Genomic DNA, 20,930 nt, shown 5'->3' on the forward strand with positions numbered 1-20,930 from the left:
CACCATGCGCAACCACGCCCCAGTTCGCACGCTGTCAGCGTTGATGGCCATGATCCTGTTCGCGATCATGGGAAGTGGACCCGCGCTCGCGGACGACATCTTCAACACCTTGGACGGGACGATCGACGCGGCTGCGGAGTCGATGACCCTGGTGGCCGGCGGGTCGAGCGGCAGCACCAGCCTGGGCGTCATCCAGCGAGGCGAAGACGGCAAGCCCGGGTGCAACTTCACCGGGCAGACCAGCGTCGTCGTCGCGCTCCACTCCAGCAACGCGGACGTCGCCACCGTCCAGCCGTCGAGCGTGACCTTCGCGTCCTGCAACGCCACGGTCCCCATCACGGTGAGCCCGGGGAAGGCCGGCACGAGCACCATCACCGCATCCGTCACGAGCAACACCACCGGAGGCGACTTCAACGTCGACCCGGTGCGCTTCGTGGTCACCGTTGCCACGGCCACCCCGGTCAAGCAGAACCAGACCATCTCCTTCACGCAGCCGGCGACGCCCGCGACCTACGGCGACACCTTCACGGTCCAGCCGACGGCGAGCTCCGATCTGCCGGTCTCGGTAGTGACGTCCGGTGGCTGCTCCGCAGCAGCGGCGGGCACCGCAGGCGCCTACGCCGTCACCATGACGAGCGGCACGACGGCATGCAGCCTCACCGCCTCGCAGGCCGGCAACACCTCGTACAACCCCGCCGCTGAGGTCACGCGCACCGTCGCCGCGGCTCCCCGCCCCATCACGGTCGCCGCGAACTCCGCCGGCAAGACCTACGGCGACGCCGACCCGGAGCTCACGACCTCCCTCAACGCAGGCACGATGGTGGGCACGGACGCCCTGTCGGGCAGCCTGAGCCGCGCCGCCGGCGAGGACGTGGGCTCCTACGCCATCACGCGCGGCTCGCTGGCCGCCGGTTCCAACTACGCCATGACCTTCGTGCCGGGCACCCTGCAGATCGCGCAGCGCGCGATCTCCATCGCGGCGGACGCGAAGTCCATGACCTACGGCGAACCGCAGCCGGCGCTCACGTACTCGATCACGAGCGGCACGCTCGCCGAAGGCGACAGCATCAGCGGTGCGCTCGTCCGCGCTGCGGGTGACGGTGCCGGTACCTATGCCATCAGCCAGGGAACTCTCGCCGTCAACGGCAACTACGCGCTCAACTTCTCCGGCAGCACCCTGACGATCGCCAAGCGGGCGCTCACCGTGACGGCTGACAACACGACCAAGACCTACGGTGACGACGACCCGGCGCTCACTCATCGGGTGACCTCGGGCTCCCTCGCCTCCGGCGATGGGTTCACCGGTTCGCTGACCCGGGTTGCCAGCAGCAATGTCGGGACCTATGCCATCACCGGGGGCACTCTCTCTGCGGGCGGGAACTACGACCTGACCGTGGTGCCGGGGACGCTGACGGTCACCCCGCGTGCCATCACGGTGACTGCGGATGACAAGGGCAAGACGTACGGCGACGGCGACCCGGTGCTGACGGCGTCGGTGTCCGAGGGCACCCTGGTCGCCGGTGACGTCCTGTCCGGCGCCCTGACGCGGGACGCGGGTGAGGACATCGGCTCGTACGCGATCACCCGGGGCACGCTGACCGCGGGCAGCAACTACGCGGTGACCTTCGAGAACGGCACGCTGGAGGTGGCCGCTCGCTCGGTGACGGTGACGGCGGACGCGAAGTCCAAGACCTACGGCGACGCGGACCCGACGCTGACCTACGCCATCACCGCGGGCTCGCTGGCCCCCGGTGACAGCTTCACCGGCTCGCTGGCCCGCGCGGCCGGTGAGAACGCGGGCGAGTACGCGATCACCAAGGACACGCTGAGCCTGGGCGGGAACTACGCGCTCAACTTCGTCGGTGCCGAGCTGACGATCGACCAGCGGGCGATCACGGTCACCGCTGACGCGCAGAGCAAGGTGTACGGCGACGACGACCCGGAGCTGATCTACACCGTCACGGCCGGCGATCTCGTCGACGGTGACGGCTTCACCGGCTCGCTCACCCGGGCCGACGGCAACACTGTCGGCACCTACGCCATCGGCCAGGGCACCCTCACGGCCGGCGGCAACTACGACCTCACCTACACCGGGGCCGACCTGTCCATCACCCCCAAGCCCATCACCGTCACCGCCGAGAACAAGTCCAAGACCTACGGCGACGCCGACCCTGATCTGACCACCTCGGTCACCTCCGGCTCGCTCGTGGGGACCGACACCTTGTCCGGCAGCCTGGTCCGCGCGGCCGGGGAGAACATCGGCAGCTACGCGATCAGCCAGGGCTCTCTCACGGCGGGCCCGAACTACACCTTGACGTTCGTCGACGGCTCTCTGGGCATCAGTGCCCGTGCCATCACCGTCACGGCGGACGCCAAGACCAAGACGTACGGCGACGCCGACCCAGCGCTCACCTACGAGGTGACCAACCTCGTGGACGGCGACCAGCTGACCGGCGCGCTCGCCCGGTCGGCCGGCGAGAACGTCGGCGGGTACGACATCGGCCGCGGGACGGTGGCCGCGAGTGACAACTACGTCGTCACCTACGTGCCGAACCAGCTGGTGATCACGCAGCGGTCGCTCACCGTGACCGCCGACGCGAAGTCGAAGACCTACGGCGACGCCGACCCGGCGCTGACCTACGCCATCACCGTTGGCTCGCTGGCCTACGCCGACGCCTTGGCTGGGGCTCTTCTCCGGACGGACGGTGAGGACGTCGGCGTGTACGACATCCAGCTGGGTTCCCTCTCGGCCGGTCCGAACTACGACCTCACCTTCGTCGACACCGACCTGACCATCACCCCGCGGGCCATCCAGGTCACCGCCGCCGACGCGACGAAGACCTACGGTGACGACGACCCTGGTCTGGCCTACACGGTGACCTCCGGTGAGCTGGTCCGGGACGGCGACGGGTTCACCGGTTCGCTGACCCGGGATGCCGGGAGCAACGTCGGCGCCTACGCCATCACCGGGGGCACTCTCTCTGCGGGCGGGAACTACGACCTGACCGTGGTGCCGGGCACGTTGACGGTCACCCCGCGTGCCATCACGGTGACTGCGGATGACAAGGGCAAGACGTACGGCGACGGGGACCCGGAGCTGACGGCGTCGGTGTCCGACGGCACCCTGGTCGCCGGTGACGTCCTGTCCGGAAGCCTGACGCGGGACGCGGGCGAGGACATCGGCTCGTACGCCATCACCCAGGGCACCCTGACCGCGGGCAGCAACTACACGGTGACCTTCGAGAACGGCACGCTGGAGGTGGCCGCCCGCTCGGTGACGGTGACGGCGCTCGCGAAGTCCAAGACCTACGGCGACGCGGACCCCGCGCTGACCTACACCATCACCGAGGGCTCCCTCGCCTCCGGTGACAGCTTCACCGGGTCCATGGCCCGCGCGGCCGGTGAGGATGCGGGTGGGTACGGCATCACCCAGGGCAGCCTGAGCCTGAGTGGGAACTACGCGCTGAGCTTCGTCGGTTCCACCCTGACGATCAACCAGCGGGCGATCTCGGTCACCGCCGGTGCGCAGAGCAAGGTGTACGGGGAGGACGACCCGGAGCTGAGCTACACCGTCACGACCGGTTCCCTGGTCGCCGGTGATGGCTTCACCGGTTCGCTCACCCGGGAAGAGGGCAACACCGTCGGCACCTACGCCATCGGCCAGGGCACCCTCACCGCCGGCGGGAACTACGCCCTCACGTACGCCGGGGCTGACCTGACCATCACCCCCAAGCCCATCACCGTCACCGCCGACCCGAAGACGAAGACCTTCGGTGTGACGGACCCGGTGCTGACCTACAGCATCACGGACGGTGGCCTGCTCCCGGGAGACGCGATGACCGGCAGCCTGACCCGTGCTGGAGGTGAGGCCGTCGGCACCTACGCCATCCTGCAGGGCTCGGTGACGGCAGGCACGAACTACGCCATCACCTACACCGGCAGCTCGCTCACCATCACCAGCTGGACCTACGTCGGGTTCAAGAGCCCGGTCAGCAGCACCAAGGTCAACCAGATCAAGGGTGGGAGCACGGTGCCGCTGAAGTTCAACGTGTTCGCCGGGAGCGTCGAGCAGACCGGAGCCGGCGCGGTCACCGGTACGGTCACCGTGGCCACGCCGTGCGGCTCGACCAGCGGCAGCCCTGCGGTCAGCACCTCGACGGCCGGCCTGCGGTACGACCTGGCCGGTGGGCAGTGGGTCTTCAACTGGAAGTCCCCGACTGCGCTGGGCTGCTACACCGTGGGCGTCACGCTCGCGGACGGCTCCCGCATCACAGCGGACTTCCACGTCACCAAGTAACCGACGAGACGTCCGAGGCCCCGTCCGGCATCTGCCGGGCGGGGCCTCGTGGCGTGCCCTGCCGCGTCCCGTCGACGTCGAGGAACACCGTCCCCGCGAGGCTGCCGTTCCCGGACCCGGGTGACGAGGCGGGTGGCGCCGTCGTCGGCGTCGTCGAGCTGCCACGACCACGAGGTGTCACCGGGCGTGCCCCAGACCATCCAGCGCGGTGCGTCGAGGGAGTGCACCGTAATGCCGTGTCTGCCGTCGGGGCTCATCGGGAGGAGGTCGCCGGGAGCGATCGCCTGCAGCTCGGGGACGATCGTGCGGGCGCTCGGCCGGCCGAGGTTGTCCAGCAGGTCGTAGCTGTACCAGCCGCCGCGGTTCACCCCGACCTGGACGAGCCAGGGGAAGACGGCGGCGGGCGGTGCGGCGATCGTGATGGCGCGGGTCGCGTCGAAGGTGGGGCGGGGGACCAGGTCGTCGCCGGGCATCGCTCGCGCGACCTCCGTAGGGGTGGCGCCCCAGGTGAGCTGCCACGGGCGCCCGACGACGACGTAGCCGAGCGCGGCGAGGGCTGAGAGGGCGACGAGCCGTCGGGCCATGGCGTCTCCACGGGATGGCGGTGGCTTCGGAGGGCGAGCCAGGACAGCGGGTGGGGTTCGCCCGCGCCCGCCGTCTTGGTCGGTCCCTCCGAGCGTGGCAGGGGGTGTCCGGCGTGCGAGGGCACTTGGTCCCGGCGGTGCAGGCACGGGCGTCCGGCGGTGCGATGCTCGGAGGCGAGCGCCGTCGTCGTCCGACGCCTTGCGACCCCATCCCAGCAAGAGGAGACGCGATGACCACCACGCTCGTGCGCGACGTCCGCCCGTGGGGTGGTGACCTCACCGACCTGCTGGTGGTCGACGGCGTCATCGCGGAGCCCTCGGACGGTGGGGCCGCCGCGGACGTCGTCGTCGACGGGGCGGGTCGCCTCGCGCTTCCGGGGTTCACGGACGCGCACGTGCACCTGGACTCGAGCCGCATCGGCCTGCCGTTCCGCCCCCACTCCAGCGAGGGGCGGGGTCTGTGGGACCTCATCGAGAACGACCGTCGGCACTGGCGCACGGCGGAGGCGTCCGTCACCGAGCGCGCGACGACGACGCTCGGCCGCGCCATCGCGCACGGCATGACGCGGGCGCGCAGCTACGCGCAGGTCGACGCCGACTGCCGCTTGGAACGGCTCGAGGGCGTGCTGGCCGCGCGGGAGCACCACCGCGACCGTGCGGAGCTGCAGGTCGTGGCGTTCCCGCAGGCGGGCATCCTGCTCGAGCCCGGCGTGCCGGACCTGCTCGACGCGGCGCTGCGGGCGGGCGCCGACGTCGTCGGGGGGCTGGACCCGTGCGGGCTCGACCGCGACCCGGTGCGCCACCTCGACGTGGTGTTCGACCTCGCGGAGCGGCACGACGCGCCGATCGACATCCACCTGCACGAGCCGGGGGAGCTGGGCCGGTTCTCCCTGGACCTCGTGCTGGAGCGGGTCGAGGCGCACGGGCTGCGGGGACGCGCCACGATCGCGCACGCCTTCGTGCTCGCGGACCTGCCGGCCGACGTGGTGCTGGCCACCGCCGCGCGGCTGGCGGAGTGGGACGTCGCCGTGACGACCATCGCGCCCGGTGGGCGCGCGGCGCTGCCGGTGGACGTCCTGCTCGAGCACGGCGTCCGGGTGGGGCTCGGCCAGGACGGGCAGCGGGACTACTGGTCGCCGTACGGGACCACGGACATGCTCGACCGCGCCTACCAGCTCGCCTTCACGCGAGGTCTGCGCCAGGACGCCCTCATTGAGCGGTGCGTCGAGGTGGCGACCGTGGGCGGCGCCGTCGTCATCGACCCGGACGCCGCGTGGCGGCACGCCGGGGGACGTGGCCTCGGCAGCGGGTGCCCGGGGGACCTCGTCCTGGTGCCGGGGGAGACCGTGACGTCAGCCGTCATGGACCGCCCGGCGGGGCGGACGGTGCTGCGGGCCGGGCGCGTGGTCGCCGAGGACGGCGCGCTGGTCTGACGGCCGACGGCGCCCTGGCCCGCTCGGTGCGCGTGGGCCTGGATCCCCGTGACGGTTCCCGCTCGTCCGGTGACACATCCCGGAATGATCGGTGGTGGAGGCGGGTGGGCGACATGACCTTCACCACGGCGAACCGCGACGCCGACGACGAGCGCTGGCTCAGGGAGGCGGTCCGGCTGGCGACCGAGAACGTCGTCGCGGGCGGGGGGCCGTTCGGTGCTCTGGTCGTGCGGGACGGGGTCGTCCTCGGCCGGGGCCAGAACCGGGTCACGCGGGACAAGGACCCCACCGCGCACGCGGAGATCCAGGCGATCCGTGCCGCCTGCCGGGCGATCGACGACTTCTCCCTCGCCGGGGCCACGGTCTACAGCTCGTGCGAGCCGTGCCCGCTGTGCCTGACCGCGTGCCTGTGGTCGCGCGCGGCCCGCGTCATGTACGCGGCCGATCGCGACGACGCCGCACGTGCCGGCTTCGACGACCGCGCGTTCTACGACCTCCTCGCCCGCGACCGCAGCACCTGGCCCATGCCGGTCACGGAGCGCCGCGTCGACGGGTGCGAGGCACCGATGAACGCGTGGCTCGCGCTCGCGGACCGGGCCACGTACTGAGTCGGCGCGCCGTGGCGTCGGAGGCCGTGGTCCGACCGGGTGACGCCCGGGCAGGAGGTCCCTTGTCGGCGGGTGCGGTCAGGCTGACGCTGGCAAGGACCGGTCCGTCATCCAGTGGGGGTGGGTGATGAGCACGACCTCTGTTCCCGGGAGCGGCTCAGCGACGGCTGCACCGGCGGCCACGACCGCAGGCGCCGCGGAGGCGCCACGGTCCGACTCGCTGGTCGTCTCCATGATGTCGATCGCGGTCATCGTGGCGACCGCCGTCGTCCTCAAGCTGCTCGAGGTCCCGAGCGAGGTGACGGCCCCCGCCTCGACGGCGTCCGGCGCACTGGTGCCGATGGTGGCGGTGCGACGGCGGGACCGGCGCAAGACGAAGGTCCAGCACGTGCAGGAGCTGCTGTCCGGCACCTTCGGCCGCCCGCCCGTGTACGGGCTCATCGTCGCCGCGGGCCTGCTCGCGCTCACCGAGTGGGCCACGTACGTCGTGGCCGCCGCCGGATCCATCGGGCTGTCCGTGGCTGGCGAGGAGTCCGGGGTGCTCACGGCGGCCGAGTCCGAGATGCTCCTCGGCTCGACGACGGCCGACGGCGTGACGACCGCGCTGAGCCTGCTCGTCACGATGGTCGCCGCCGTGCCCATCGGCGTGTACGTCGCCCACCGTGTGCTGCGGCACGGGTTCGTCGTCGCGATCGCTTCGGTGGTGGTGTCGCAGGTGATCACGTTCGTCCTGATGGGGTGGCTCTCGGGCTTCGTGGGCTTCCAGCCCTGGCCGTGGATCGTGTGGATCCTCCTGGTCTCCGGGGCGATGGGTCTCGGCGTGGCCCGCGGTCGCGCCACGCGTTCGCTGTTCGTCGTGACCCGGGTGTTCCGTCGGCTCGGTGAGACGGACCGCCGGGTGGTGCTCTCGTTGATCGACGAGGAGCAGGTGGCCGAGCGGCTGGCGTGAGTCTTTGGCCGCTGGTGTCGCTGCCTCGGCGCCTGCTCGATGGCGGTGAGCAGGTAGGCTCATCGCGTCTCTCGCGCCGCTTGCCGCGGACGACGAGAGATGAGCGCGGGGTCCGCCGGCCCCACGCGCCTGTAGCTCAGGGGATAGAGCACCGCTCTCCTAAAGCGGGTGTCGGCAGTTCGAATCTGCCCAGGCGCACAAGGGTGTTTGTGCAGGTCAGAGGCGGTTCAGATGACCTAGGCGCAGGGGCCGCCTGGGGCCGTTTCGGGGCCGTGGTCAGCGCGTGGTCAGCGACTTGTCTCAGAAAGTGGACGGCTGTCAAGGGCATCGCGGATGGCCGCGGACTCAGCGAGCGTCGCTTGGGGTAGCACAGGCGTGGTCCCCGGTCTGGGCTCATGGTGGAGCGGTCGGCTGAGATCGTGGTCGACCTTCGGGGGTGACGGGCGTAGGGGTGCGCCCCTGCTCAGGCGAGCACGCTGGTCCGGAGTGCGCCGGGCAAGCCCAGCCAAGTCTTGGATAGTGTCAGTCCGTGACCTCGTCGAGCAAAGGCGCCGCGGCTTCACGCGCTGCCCGCCCCACCAAGCAGGAGATGTACGACCTCGTTGCGGAGCTCGCGACTCTAGATGAGGCGGGAGGTTTGGCCAAGGAGCGCTCAGTGCTCCTGTTGTGGTTTCTTCGGAACGTCGTCGGTGTAGACGACCTCGACGCCTATGAGTACATCTGCGATGGCGACGACGACTACGGCGTCGACGGCCTCTTCCTGGAAGCTGCGGCGGGCGATGGGCCTGAGACGCTCGTCGTATATCAGAGCAAGTACACCGAGGGCCCAACGAATGCGGGCCCAAATTCACTACATGGACTGATTTCCGCCGCATCCCACTTTTCCACAGTGGAGAACCTGGAATCGCTGCTTGCGGGCCGAATTGAGCCAAGGCTTCGGCGCCTCGTGGCCGAGTTCGACCTAATCCGAAAACTTCGCGCGGGTGCGATCCGCGACGGCAAACTGCGGATCCGGATTGCGCTTGTCACTACAGGAGTACTCAACGCTCAGGCGAAGCGGCTTGTGGGGTCAACGAACGGGGATCGATGGAGCGGCTACCTTACGGTCTACGACCTCGGCCGCCTAGGCCCGCTTGCGCAGGCAGTGGCAACGCCCACCATTACGACTTCCGACATCGTAGCTCCGTGCAAATCTAGTGAAAGAGTAGTCATCGGAGAGTCGCCAAACAGGGTTGTCATCGCTGCAGTGCGAGCTACAGATATCGTCAAGTGGGACGGAATCGAGACACGCGCGCTGTTCGAACTGAATGTTCGGCGGGAAGTCCGTCGAAATCGCGTGCGTGACCAACTCGATCGCGCAATCCGCCGACCGCACGAGCACAAGGACTTCTTGGCGTACCATAACGGGATGACGGTTGTGTGCGAATCGCTTGACCTGAAGAGGGGTTCGCTGGTCGCTAGGAAGCCGTCCGTTGTGAACGGGGCACAATCGACCATAGCCTTCGATCGCGCTGCGGCGGATGGCGAGCTGACGGAAGAGCTCCGAGTTTTCGTGAAGTTTGTGGAGGTCGCCCGTCGTCCGCAGTTGCAAAAGGAGATCTCCTGGCGCAGCAATACGCAGACAGCCGTTAACGCGCGTAACCTGGTCGCACTGGGGGGGCCGCAGCAACGCCTAGTCACGGAGTTCGGGGAGAGCTTCCCCGACATTACCTACGAGACTCGGCCCGACGCGACCCTGAGTCAATCGTCAGGATATGTAATCAAGAACGATGACGCGGCGCAGTTGCTTTGTGCCGTGTTCAATGCGATGCCGTGGCTGGCGGTGAAGCGCCTTGCTCTCTTCGAGTCGGAGAACCACGCGATGATCTTTAACGAGAGGATTACCGCGGCTCACGTGGTGCTAGCCGATCAGATAAAGAGGGCGGTCGAAGCGGGCAAGGACCGTGTGCCGGCGGTCTATCGCAAGAGTTGGCAGTTGAGCCGGATGGTCATGGTGTACTTGGTCGGTGAGGTCCTTCGGTCGGATGAGCGCCTGAGAGCGCTCCTCGAGTCGCCAGGCGCGCACGTCTCCGATGTGGGAGAGTTGGAAGATCGACTTAAGTTGCCAGTCCGTATCGCCGCGGCCACGCTTAAGCAGCGAAGTGACCAGAAGGAACGCGCGTCGGCTCCCGATGAGTTCAATGTGGAATTTAAGCGCCAGGATGTGCTACTTGATCTTCGCGACAAGGCTCGGGATAACTTCAGTCTTGCTGCCACGCTCGACGACTAGACGCATTCCGCCAAGTGGGCGGTCCTTGCTCCGCGACACCGAGTCGATGGGTGTCCTCGGCGTCGACGCAGATGCGCGGGTCGCATCGCGATTCGGGCGGGATGCCTGGTAGTGAGCCCACGGCCGCCAGGCCTTGTGCCTACTGCGCTTCCTTCAGTCGGCGCCGTGCCTGGGTGTGGAAGTTGACGGGTGTCGCATCGAGTATGCGGGTGACCATCAGAGCTAAGAACCTCGATGGAGCGAGGTGCTGGGGGACCTGGTCATGCCTAAGGGTGACGGAGGGTAGCTGAGTGATCGCGACCTCGGCGGCAAGGCTCGCCTCAACGGCTGAATCGGACACTGGATCGCCGTCCGCCTCTTCGCTCGGGGCAGGCGCCAAACCAGCGGCCACAGCGGCGTCGTCGGCCGGGTCCAGGGCATCGTCACCGCCCTCCGCGATCGCGAGGGTGTCTGGGTACTCAATCATGACCAGGCATGTGGCGTGGTAAGCGTCGTCTTCACGCCCGAGCTTGCCCAGCAAGTCGATCAACCACGCGGCCGTGTCCGGTTCCTTCTCCAGGATGTCTGAGCGCAGGCCGAATACGAAGCCGAGCGCCGCCAGGGGGTGTCGTAGGCGAAGGTTCTTGGCATCGCCGTAGGACTCCTCGATGCGGTTCGGTGCGTTCTTGCCGTAGGAGGAATCCATGCGTTTTGTGGAGATGAGCAACTCGGGGCCCGAGTGCCAGTCCGTCATGATGACGTCGACCTGCTTCAGATAGTTCTTGCCAAGGATGCTGGCGCTCGCAGAGGTGACGCCAGGGATTGCGGAGCGGTGGGCCAGGCGCTGGGCTAGGGTGTCGCGGTCTTTCCGGGGTAACGACTTGAGCAACTTCGAGATCGGCATCGGGAGAATGCGAGGTTGAGTGGGGCGTGGCCACGCCGCGTCCGGGTCGAAGCCTGCCCGCCGAAGCTCGTAAGAGAGCCACACGTCAAGGGCGAGCGCCGGCACACCCGTGCGCGAGGTCGCGCCCAGATAAAGAGGGACCCCGAGCAGGCGGGTAAGGGTGGCGTAGTCGGGCACATAGGACGGGGCCCCATCCGCCCCGGCGATCCACGGGCTGGTGTGTACGCCATCCGGTGCCGCTTCGGCGACGATCCGGTCAAACAGCGCCCATGCATTTGTCTTCGCGCTCGGGTCAGTGGCCACTGCTCCCCCTGGCCTTTCGTCGATGCGCCATTGCGGACCGCGCGCGGCGGACCGCCTCGAGTTGCTGGCTCGATACGGCGCCGGGCTCGATCAGCAATGTCTCATCCACAATTGCCACCGCAGCATCGAGATGACCCGCCCGGAGGTTTCGAGCTACACGAACGCGAACGGAGCGGAGGCGTTCCGCGCGGGAGGCGACGAGGACGGGCGATGGCATCGCCCACGCGTCAGCTTCACGAGGTTCAATCTTGAGAACGCCGCCCCCGTAAGAACGCCCGACCATCTCGGCGTTCAGGAGCGTTACCGAGTTCAGGCTCGCGAGCGGCAGTAGTTCTCGACCAAGTGCCCGCAGGTCGTCAGACAGGTAGACGCCGTGGACGGAGTTCAGGTGGTACGCGTTCGCGTCGTTCGTGGTGAGCCGCGGAGTGTCAGCGTTCATGCAGGTGAGCAATAGGTCGGCGGGTGGGAGGAGGGGAACCCGATACCACTCCTTGCGGACGCGACATTTGTAGGCCTCGTGGACCCCGGCCCTCACGCCGACGTCGATGTATGCCTCGGCCTGTGCGGATGGTGTCGGTGCCGGCGAGAAGAGGTAGGTCGCTTTCCCTTGTGCTCCCAATCGCCCGAGCATGCCCCGGGAGAGAGCGAGGCCCCGCAGGTGTGAACTCCCAGGAGGGGACAATCGGAGGAGCTCACGCCGGGGCAGGCCGAGTTCGCGCACGCGAGCCGGCGAGAGGGTGAAGTACTTGTTGTTCCCTGTGACGATGCCGAGTGTCGTGTCTCCCCACTCCTCCAGCGTGGTGAACGCACCGTCCCCACGCAGGGCGTTGAGCGGTTCAACGGCAGCCGGTTCTACGAGGCTGGCGGTCCACTTCCCCTCCGGGTCGGTGGGGGTCCACGTCGACCCGGTCCCGAGTTGTAGGAGGTCCTCCGCGTTGCGCGCCTGGCGGATGATCGCGTGATCTGTCGGGCCCTGCTGGTACCCCGACGCCAGGAGCAGGACCACGTCGGCCTCGGCTTCAGGAAAGACCTGCTCGTCGAACAGTACGAGTTCGACCACACGGAATCGGTCGAAGAGGAACCGTCGGACCGGGGCCGCGTAATTGACCGAGAGGAGCTCTGCTGGAAGGACCAAGCCCAGCCGCCCTCCGTCCTTTAAGAACAGGGCGGAGTGCGCCGTGAACGCAGCCCAACTGGACGCAAGACCGGTTAGCGATACTCCAGCCCGTAGGGCCGCTTCGCGCGAACGTGCGCGGGAGTGCCCGGTGAAGTCCTGGTATCGGATGTATGGGGGATTTCCGATGACTGCGTCGTAGATCGGGCGCGGGGGCACCAGAAAGAAATCACCTTCGTCAACCTGAGGGATGCCGCCGGCGTCTCGGACTCGCTGCCGGGCTATGCGGGCGGAGGAGGGATGGAGCTCGACGCCGTCGACCACGGGCGTATGGGATGCGTCCGGTGCAAGTTGACGAAGACGGTCGACTGCGGCCACGAGGAAGGCGGCGTCGCCCGCCGCCGGTTCCAAGACCCTCTCGTTGGGACCACCGATCGCCCAACTGCTGATGAATCTCGTGATCACGTCGGGGGTGAAGAAGGCACCCCTTGCCTTCCTCATCGCGGGAGTGTCCACGACCTCCGAGCTGCTCACAGACGTCACCCTCTCATCATCGACTGACAGCAAGCAGCGGCGTTGTGCGACATGCCGCTCCACCCGGTGTGTGCTTCGCGCGGGCAGCAGCGTTGCGGCCCGTCGGGCCATGGGTCAGGCCTACATCCCGATGCCGAGTGGGCCGCCCGGCACCGACTCCATACCTGGGGTCGCCGCCAGCAGCGGGATCGCCGGCAGCCGCTCCATCGCCTGCCACGTCGCCTCGGAGAACAGGTGCCCGTACAGGTCCATCGTCATCGTCGCGGTGGAGTGCCCGAGGATCACCTGCACCGCCTTCACATCCGCCCCGGCCGCGATGAGGAGTGACGCGGCGGTGTGCCGCAGGTCGTGGATCGTCGTCCCCTCCACGCCCGCCGCCTTCGTCGCGTCCATCCACCGCGACCGCGCCCGGAAGTTGGTGTTCGTCCAGACCCCGCCGGTCGGGCTCGGGAACAGGTACGAGCCGGGGGCGGAACCGGCGACCCGCGTCCGCACGTACGCGTCCAGCGCCGCCGGCACCGGCACCGTCCGGGTCTGGTGCGTCTTTGTCGGCCCGAACACCGCCCCGCTGGTCCGCTTGGACTGCGTCGCCGCCCGGTGCACCCGCACGTCGAGCCCGTGCGGGGTCTGCACGACGTCGTCGACCCGCAGCGCCGCCATCTCGGAGAACCGGCACCCGGTCAGCCCGAGGAACAACACGACCGGCCGACACAGCTCCGGCATCGCCATGACGAGCCGACCGAGCTGCTCCGGTCGCAGCCACCGCGGCTCGCGCTTGGTCCCACCGCGCGGCAGCGACACCATCCGCGCGACGTTCACCGACAGCCGCCGGTCCCGGATCGCGTAGTCGAACACCAGCCGGATCATCGACAGCGCCCGCCGCCGCGTCGCCGTCGCCAGCCCGCGCGCCGTCAGCGCCGACATCACCCGCTCGACGTCGGCGGCCGAGATCCCGGAGATCGGGAACCCCCCGATCTCCGGGATGACGTACTTGTCCAGCAGGAACCGCGTGGTCTCCTGGCTGCGCACCGCCAGGTGACCACGCGAGGCCTGCCACTCCTCGGCCAGCGCCGCGAACGTCATCCGCCCACGCGCCGGGTCGATCCAGGAGCCGGCGTCCAGCCGCGCGAGCTGGTCCGCCTCCCACCGCTTGGCGTCGACCCGGCGCGAGAACGACCGCTGGACGATGACCCGACCCTCGAAGAAGACCTTCGCGCGCCAGGTCACCGTGCCCGACGGGAGCACCCGTTTGGTGACGGACATCAGCGGCGCCGCGGCATCGTCGGCTCGCTGTCGACCCACGCCGCGGGGAGGAGGATCACCGTCCCGAGGCGCCGGCACGGGATCTGCTCGCGCTCGACCAGGTGGTAGAGCGTCCGGGGCGGCACGCCGAGGACCTCGGCGGCGTCCTTGACGCGGTAGAACCGCCGCGCCGGGGCGGGGAAGCCGTTCGAGGCGGGCTGCGACATCGTGGTCATGATCCTTCTCCTTCGGTTGGGTTGGTGGTGCTGAGGTCAGAGGCCCGCTACCCATCCATGGGCGGACGACGACGGCGCCGGTGTCCAGTGCTGCGACGCGGGCTGTGGAGGCACGACGCCCCACGGCTGCTGTTGACGCGCGGGCGGCACGAGCGGCGCGGCCCGCCCCGGGTGGTACGTCTCCCAGGTCTCGGTGGCGCTGGGCTCGGCGTGGCTCGTGGCGAGGATCCGCTCGAGCACCTCCCGGCCCGACGACGGCGCCCGGCCCGGCAGGCACTCCGGGTCGCCGTCGTCGAGGACGACGTACGCGCGGTTCGCGTGCCGGCCGCGGCTCATCGCCACGTAGAGGTCCTCCCGGCCCATGCCGGGCGCGGCGATGGTGTGCGTCTCGTCGACCGTCATGCCCTGGGTGCGGGCGATGGTGGTGGCGTAGCCGAGCTCGACGTGGTCGGCGACGTAGTCCGCGGGCAGCCGGACGCTCTGCGCACCCGCCCTCAGGCCCGGCTCGGCGGCCGCGGGGCGGACCCGGAGCACGCCGTCGGGCAGGACGGCGGTGACATCCCACAGCGCGCCGTTGCGGACGAACCCGTCCGCGGTGGCCAGGCGCCGGTGGTTGCGGCGGGTGACGACCCGGTCGCCGACGCCCGCCCGCAGACCGTCGTGCAGCGGCGCCCCGGTGGGGGAGACCCGTCCGGCGGCGACGCGGTCGGCGCGGAGGCGGGCGTTGAGCTCGCGGACGGTCCGGTTGTCGACCGCCTGCAGCACCGCGACCCGGCCGCGCTCCTCGGCGGTCGTGACGGCCACGATCGCGGCGTCCAGCATCGCGTCGTGACCGCCGGAGGAGAGGGCACCGTGCGCCGCGTAGGCGTCCAGGGCCGCCGGGAGGGCGCGGCGCAGCTCGAGACTGGCGCGGGCCTCCCACGGGTGCGCGAACCGCCACAGGCTCGTCAGCTCGGCGGTCGGCCCGCGGCGGGCCAGCATCCCGAACGCGCCGCCGGCGTCGACCGACCCGCGCTGCAGGTGGTCCCCGACGAGCAGCACCTTGGCGGTGGCCGCGCGCGCCTGCTCGACCAGCGCGGCGAGGGTCCGGGTGTCGGCGAGGGAGGCCTCGTCGACGATGACGAGCTGGCCCGGGGCGAACCGCCACCGGTCCTGCTCGATCCGCACCTGCCACTGCTCCTGCCGCGCCGCCTGCCGCTCGTGGAACGGCCCGACGCCCTCCCGCCGGACGGCGTCCGCCCACCGCAGGGCGCGGGCCGTGCCGCCGTCGCCGGTGGACTCGTGCAGCCACTTCGCGGTCGTCTCGCACGGGATCCCGAGCGACCGCGCGAGGGCCTGCGCCGCGGTGGCCGACGGCGCCAGCCCGACGACCGGCCCGAGGCCGTCGCGCCAGATCGCGGACAGCGCCGCCAGGGTCGTGGTCTTGCCGGACCCCGCCGGGCCGACGAGCACGTCGAGCAGCCGGCCAGAGGTGATGACGGCCTCGGCGGCCGCGCGCTGGTCCGGGGCGAGGCCGCCGAGGCGGCTCTCGGTGCGCAGCGCCGGGTGACCGAGCTGCTCGCGACGTCGGTGCGGGGAGCCCGCGGTCTCGGCCGCGTCGAGGAGGACCTTCTCCGCGCCGAGCAGCTCGGTGGTCGTGAACAGGGACTCCCCGACCCGCCGGGTGGCCGGGTCGCGATTGGCATCGAGGTGGACGCACGCCGCGGCAGCGTCGGTGGTGATCGCGTTGAGCAGCGCCAACCGCTCGGCGGGGGAGGCCATCCGCAGCAGCTTCGACGCGCGGACGGCGGCGGCGCCGAGGTTCCACGTCGACCACACCGACCGCCGGGTGGAGACGTCGTCGAGCACCTGCGCGACCATCGCGGCGCGCACCTCCGGGCCGACGTCGTGCGCGTGCAGCGTCCGCCCGTACGTGCCGGACAGCGCGCGGGCGGCCAGGTCCCGCGGCTCGAGGCCGGTCAGCGCGCGGGCGCGGTTGGCCCAGTCGGTGAGGAGGTCGGCCAGCGGCCGGACGGTCTTGGGCGGCCGGGTGGCCCGGGTGAGGTGCTGGCGGGCGCGGGTGGTCTCCACGCGGGTCGGCGCCCGGCCGTAGTCGGCCTCGAACCGGGCGAGCCACTCCTGCTCGACGCAGTGGATCCGTTCCGCCCGCGCGGAGAAGTGCGCCAGGACGTCGTCGTCGAGGCCGCGCAGCTCGAACGCGGGGTTGCGGCGCGGGCCGCGGTCACGCCGCGACCACTGCACCGGCAGGCGCCGGGAGAGCTCGTCGGCGAGCAGGGTGTCGTAGAGCTCGGACACGGTGACGACGGCGGCGTGGACGGTGCGCCCGTCGACGCTGCGCCAGGCGCCGTCGGGCCCTTGGACCTTGTTGGCGATGACGACGTGGGTGTGCAGGTTCGGGTCCCCGGCCCGGGTGTCCCAGTGGTCGAACGCCGCCGCGACCATGCCGCGGGTGCGGACCTGCTGCCGCCCGCCGTCGCCGATGCGCGTGCGGATGACGCGCTGGCCGAGGAACTGCAGCGATGACGCCAATGCCGCCCGGTGCGCGTCATAGACGACGGTGCGGGTCGCGTCATCGGCCAGCGCCCACAGCACCGAGGCGGACTTCGGAGCGGTGAAGGTCAGGTCGTAGCCGACGACGGCGCGCCGCTTCCCGTCATCGCCACGGCTATAGGCCCGGCCCAGCGAGTCATCGGTCAGCGGGTCGTGGCCGTCGCGGAAGAGCGCCGTCATCGCCTCCTCGCTGACGACGTCGCCCGGGTGCAGCCGGCGGGTCGCGTCGCCCAGGCCGGCGAGGCCGTCCCCGAGCCACCGCCCGGCGGGGTTGCCGGTCTGCTCGTAGTACGCGGTCAGCGACGCGCCCGGCTCCAGGCCGGCGTCGCCCGCGGCGACGTGACGGGTCAGGTAGGCGTACCCGTCCCCGGCCGTCAGCTTGTGCATCGACATCACGCGGCACCTCCTGCCCCAGGTCGCCATGCGTGCGATGGCGGTCTCAGTGACAGGTGTGCGGGAGGAGAGGAGAAGATTTCGCGGACCGTGCGAGCGCCTGCCGCGGAGGTGTGCGTGGCGCGGTCGGGGCGTCCGTGGCGGTGTCAGAGGTTGAGCGCCACCGCGGCCACGGCAGCGGCCAGCAGCCACGGGCCCAGTGCTGCGGTTCGCAGCCCTCGGGTCGCTGCGCCGGTAGCAAGGGACGGCTGTCCGACGGTCACGTAGAGACGCCAGCTCTCAGGGCTCGACGACCGGCCCTCTCAAGACCAGGTGTGGGAAGTCCGCGAAGACGCACAGCTACGTTCTCCGGCGACGTGGCTCAGTCGAGGCGGCGGTGGCCGAAGCGCCGAGAGAGGCGGCAGGCTGGGGTGGTGGCCTCCCGGGACGACTTCTACGCCCGCCTGTTCCAGCGGCACGCTCACCCGTTCAGCGCCTGGTCCAGGCTGTTGAGCGCTCCACTGCTGCTCGTGCCACTGTGGACTCGGCGCTGGTGGCTCTACCTACCCATCGCTGCGTGGTTCGCGTTCAACCCCGTGATCACTCCGCCGGCCCGCAACCCCTCCTCGTTCGCGACACGGGCAATCCTGGGTGAGGAGTCCTGGACCCGGGACCCCACCTCGGAGCCGAAGCTCCTGGCACTGTCGGCCATGGCCAGTGGATCGCTCATCGGCGCGATGATGGCTGGCTACCAGCGCAGCAAGATGGGCGCCGTTGCCGGCACCGGGATCTTCATGGCGCTCACATTGTGGGAGTGGAAACTGTGGGCCGATCGTTTCGATCGGGAGAGACGCCGGCCGCCGATCTGACGTACGACCGTCCGCGCACGCGCTGGGGTAGGAGCGGACCCCACCGCGTCGCCAGCACGGCACGGCGGAAACGATCCTCAGGCCGACGATGAGCTGCCGCCCTATGGTCTTCCTCTCGGGGAGCGAGGAGCAGGTCGCGACCGCCTCAGCGGCGGTCCTAATCGGCGGAAGGTGGCGCGTGGAGGAGGAGAGCCGCCGACCTGGGCTGCAGTGGTCGCAGGACCTCGGTCGAATCGCGCGGTCACTGCACCGGGAGGTCGCCCGATCACTTGCCGACGCGCATGTCCCCGGGGAGCTCAGCTTGACGGGAGCGCTCTGCGTCCCGGGAGTGCTGACGCGTGGCGACGTGGACCTGCACCTGCGTGTCCCGCCGGCGCTGTGGCACCACGCCGTCGCCGGGTTGCAGGACGTGTTCCCGGTGGTGAGTCCGGAGATCTGGTGCGACACGCTGGCGACGTTCGGGATCCCGGCGGCCGTCCCCGCAGGGCTTGCCGCGACCCCGGCAGGGTCAGAGCACGACGTCCGGTTCACCCGGACCTGGCAGCTCCTCGCCGCCGGAGGTCCGGCCCTCGTCAGCGAGCTGAACTCGCTCAAGAGCCGAGCCTGGACGACGTCGTTCGACGAGTACGAGCTCCAGAAGAGTGCCTTCTTCGACCGGCTGCTGTCTGGGGACACCCTGCCTTGACGCCGCCCCGCCATCCTCGGCGACCAACGTCACTGACGCTGCTGATGACGCGCGGCGACGACAGCAGGTGCCCGTCCTGCGGGCATCGTCATCGTCGCGGCTGGCAGCGCCGGTCGCGGGGCCGGCCGGCGCCTCTCAGCGACGCCGAGCGGTCAGCGTGAAGGTCGCCGGGAGGCGTTCGGGCCGGTCGCGCAGGCGGTACTCGTCGGTGTCCTCGTCGAGGACCATGAAGCCGGGGAGCGCGTCCCACGGGACGCTGTCGTGCTCGGTCAGCGACGTGAGCTCCAGGCCCGCGTCGAGCACCGCGGTGACGATCTCGCCGATCCCGTGGTTCCACTCCATCGAGCGGGGCTGCGCCACCTTCTCCTCGCCCGCGTAGGTGTACTCGTCGTTCCAGACGAGCGGCTCGGCCTGCTCGTAGTACGGGAGCTCGAGCGCGAGGGTCGTCGCGCCGGGCCCGGTGATCCACGGCTGCTGCTCGCGGTCGGGGTGCTCGGCACCGACCGTCATCGCCAGGGCAGAGCTCAGGACAGGGTGGCCGTCGCGGATGAACAGGCGCCCGCCGGCGCGGAGCAGGGCGGCGACGGTCTGGGCCCAGCGGTGGATGCTCGGCAGCCAGCAGATGGCGCCGATGCCGGTGTAGACGACGTCGAACTGGCGGCCACCGAGCGCCTCGGGGGCGGCGTAAACGTCGGACTGGACGTACTCGATGTCCGCACCCGCGCGCTGCGCCAGGCTCCGCGCCTCGTCCAGCGAGGTGCCGGACAGGTCGACGCCCGTCATCCGCGCGCCGAGGCGGGAGAGGCTCAGCGTGTCGGTGCCGATGTGGCACGGCAGGTGGACGACGTCCAGGCCCGCGATGTCCCCGAGCCGGGGCCGGTCGAACGTGACCACCTCCGACAGCGCGGTCGGGTCCGCCAGGAGGCGGTCGATCCCGTAGCCCTGCGCGTGAACCGTCGCGCGGCTGTCCCAGTTGGTGCGGTTGAGGTCGAGGTACTCGTCGGCGGACACCAGCCGGACGGTAGCAGCGCCCCTGCAACACCGAGCGTGCTGCTCCAACCCGCTTCCCAGATGAGTTCTGGCGTCACGACGAGTCCACCCACTCAAGCATCGGCCCACCTCACGAGGTACCCATGAAGCTCCTGCTCACGTCCGGCGGCGTCACCAACCCGAGCATCAGGACCGCCCTCGAGCGGCTCCTCGGCAAGCCGGTCGGCGAGTGCCACGCGCTCTGCATCCCGACGGCCCAGTGGGGTCATCCGATGTCCGACGACGGTGCAACGCCTCGTCGGCGCCGGGCCGGGATTCGAGCACCTGTCCGGCCTCGGCTGGGCCTCCCTGGGCGTCCTGGAGCTCACCGCCCTCCCCACGATCGGCGAGGAACGGTGGGTGCCCTGGGTCCGGCAGGCCGACGTGCTGCTCGTGAACGGCGGCGACGCCACCCACCTGTGCCATTGGATGCGGGATTCCGGCCTGGCCGCGCTGCTGCCGTCGCTGACCGACACCGTCTGGGTGGGAGTGAGCGCGGGGAGCATGGTCATGGCGCCGCGCATCGGGCCCTCCTTCGTCGAGTGGCCGTCCGCGCCGGACGACCGGACGCTCGGCCTCGTCGACTTTGCGATCTTTCCGCACCTGGACGCCTTCCCCACCAACACGCTGGCTGACGCCGAACGGTGGGCCGCGGACATTGGTGGGCTGGCGTACGCCATCGACGAGCAGACGGCCATCGTCGTCGACGCCGGTTCTGTCGAGGTGGTGTCCGAGGGGCGGTGGGTCGACTTCCGGCATGACGGCTGAGCCTCGAGCCCGGTCCTCCGGGTTGGATCGGCCCGCTCCGCCGCGTCACCCTGTTGCCCGTGTGCGATCCGTGCCGGTCAACGCCGACCATCGGCGCCCCCGCGTGATACCGGTGGCGATAGCGCTGGCAATGACGAAGCGCGGTGGGTGCGGTCGCTCCGTCATCGCGGCGCTGAGGAGGCTCGTTCGCCCACTCGGCCAGGAG

14 protein-coding genes, 1 tRNA gene and 1 pseudogene are annotated in these 20,930 nt (G+C 70.2%); 9 read left to right on the forward strand and 7 right to left on the reverse strand.

Annotation, left to right across the window (positions count from 1 at the left end):
- Positions 1-43 precede the first annotated feature (43 nt).
- Positions 44-4,297, forward strand: a complete 4,254-nt coding sequence (locus tag LG379_RS13925) for an S-layer family protein (protein WP_225755191.1) — start codon at positions 44-46, stop codon at positions 4,295-4,297.
- Here LG379_RS13925 and LG379_RS13930 read toward each other — a convergent pair.
- Complete coding sequence (locus tag LG379_RS13930) at positions 4,231-4,881, reverse strand: hypothetical protein (RefSeq protein ID WP_225755192.1); 651 nt, start codon at positions 4,879-4,881, stop codon at positions 4,231-4,233. The two genes, LG379_RS13925 and LG379_RS13930, sit on opposite strands and share 67 nt — an antisense overlap.
- 230 nt (positions 4,882-5,111) lie before the next feature.
- On the opposite strand from LG379_RS13930, the gene LG379_RS13935 reads away from it, so the two are divergent.
- The 5 genes from LG379_RS13935 to LG379_RS13955 all read left to right on the forward strand — a co-directional run bounded on the left by LG379_RS13935 (position 5,112) and on the right by LG379_RS13955 (position 10,140).
- On the forward strand, positions 5,112-6,314 hold the full coding sequence (locus LG379_RS13935; protein WP_225755193.1) for an amidohydrolase: 1,203 nt from the start codon (positions 5,112-5,114) through the stop codon (positions 6,312-6,314).
- Positions 6,315-6,427: 113 nt separating this feature from the next.
- A complete protein-coding gene (locus LG379_RS13940) occupies positions 6,428-6,922 on the forward strand; it encodes a nucleoside deaminase (protein ID WP_225755194.1) in 495 nt (164 codons plus the stop codon).
- 127 nt (positions 6,923-7,049) lie between these two features.
- A complete protein-coding gene (locus LG379_RS13945; protein ID WP_225755195.1) occupies positions 7,050-7,871 on the forward strand; it encodes a hypothetical protein in 822 nt (273 codons plus the stop codon).
- Positions 7,872-7,996: 125 nt separating this feature from the next.
- Positions 7,997-8,069: transfer RNA gene (locus LG379_RS13950), tRNA-Arg, on the forward strand.
- Positions 8,070-8,460: 391 nt separating this feature from the next.
- Positions 8,461-10,140 carry an AIPR family protein gene (locus LG379_RS13955; protein WP_225755196.1) on the forward strand — a complete coding sequence of 560 codons (1,680 nt, stop codon included), beginning with the start codon at positions 8,461-8,463 and terminating at the stop codon, positions 10,138-10,140.
- A gap of 139 nt (positions 10,141-10,279) precedes the next feature.
- Here LG379_RS13955 and LG379_RS13960 read toward each other — a convergent pair whose 3' ends face one another.
- From LG379_RS13960 to mobF, 5 genes are all read right to left on the reverse strand, one after another.
- Entirely contained in the window at positions 10,280-11,326 is a 1,047-nt protein-coding gene (locus LG379_RS13960; RefSeq protein WP_225755197.1) for a hypothetical protein, read from the reverse strand.
- On the reverse strand, positions 11,316-12,974 hold the full coding sequence (locus LG379_RS13965; protein WP_225755198.1) for a class I SAM-dependent DNA methyltransferase: 1,659 nt from the start codon (positions 12,972-12,974) through the stop codon (positions 11,316-11,318). The genes LG379_RS13960 and LG379_RS13965 overlap by 11 nt, the downstream gene beginning before the upstream one ends.
- A 120-nt stretch (positions 12,975-13,094) precedes the next feature.
- Positions 13,095-14,237: a site-specific integrase gene (locus tag LG379_RS13970; RefSeq protein WP_225755199.1), complete on the reverse strand. Its 1,143-nt coding sequence runs from the start codon at positions 14,235-14,237 to the stop codon at positions 13,095-13,097.
- Entirely contained in the window at positions 14,237-14,452 is a 216-nt protein-coding gene (locus LG379_RS13975; RefSeq protein WP_225755200.1) for a helix-turn-helix domain-containing protein, read from the reverse strand. Before LG379_RS13975 ends, LG379_RS13970 begins: the two co-directional genes overlap by 1 nt.
- A 36-nt stretch (positions 14,453-14,488) precedes the next feature.
- Positions 14,489-17,395, reverse strand: coding sequence for a MobF family relaxase (gene mobF / locus LG379_RS13980; RefSeq protein ID WP_225755201.1), 2,907 nt, complete (start codon positions 17,393-17,395; stop codon positions 14,489-14,491).
- A gap of 413 nt (positions 17,396-17,808) precedes the next feature.
- Here mobF and LG379_RS13985 point away from each other — a divergent pair, with 413 nt between their 5' ends.
- Positions 17,809-18,243, forward strand: coding sequence for a DUF6653 family protein (locus tag LG379_RS13985; RefSeq protein WP_225755202.1), 435 nt, complete (start codon positions 17,809-17,811; stop codon positions 18,241-18,243).
- An 88-nt stretch (positions 18,244-18,331) separates the two neighbouring features.
- Positions 18,332-18,928, forward strand: coding sequence for a hypothetical protein (locus LG379_RS13990; RefSeq protein WP_225755203.1), 597 nt, complete (start codon positions 18,332-18,334; stop codon positions 18,926-18,928).
- A 135-nt stretch (positions 18,929-19,063) separates the two neighbouring features.
- On the opposite strand, the gene LG379_RS13995 is transcribed toward LG379_RS13990, so the two are convergent.
- Positions 19,064-19,939: a bifunctional 2-polyprenyl-6-hydroxyphenol methylase/3-demethylubiquinol 3-O-methyltransferase UbiG gene (locus LG379_RS13995; RefSeq protein WP_225755204.1), complete on the reverse strand. Its 876-nt coding sequence runs from the start codon at positions 19,937-19,939 to the stop codon at positions 19,064-19,066.
- A gap of 122 nt (positions 19,940-20,061) precedes the next feature.
- On the opposite strand from LG379_RS13995, the pseudogene LG379_RS14000 reads away from it, so the two are divergent.
- Positions 20,062-20,725 (forward strand): annotated as a pseudogene (locus tag LG379_RS14000) (Type 1 glutamine amidotransferase-like domain-containing protein).
- Positions 20,726-20,930: the final 205 nt, after the last annotated feature.

The organism is Actinotalea sp. Marseille-Q4924, from assembly GCF_916618755.1.
Taxonomy (GTDB): domain Bacteria; phylum Actinomycetota; class Actinomycetes; order Actinomycetales; family Cellulomonadaceae; genus Actinotalea.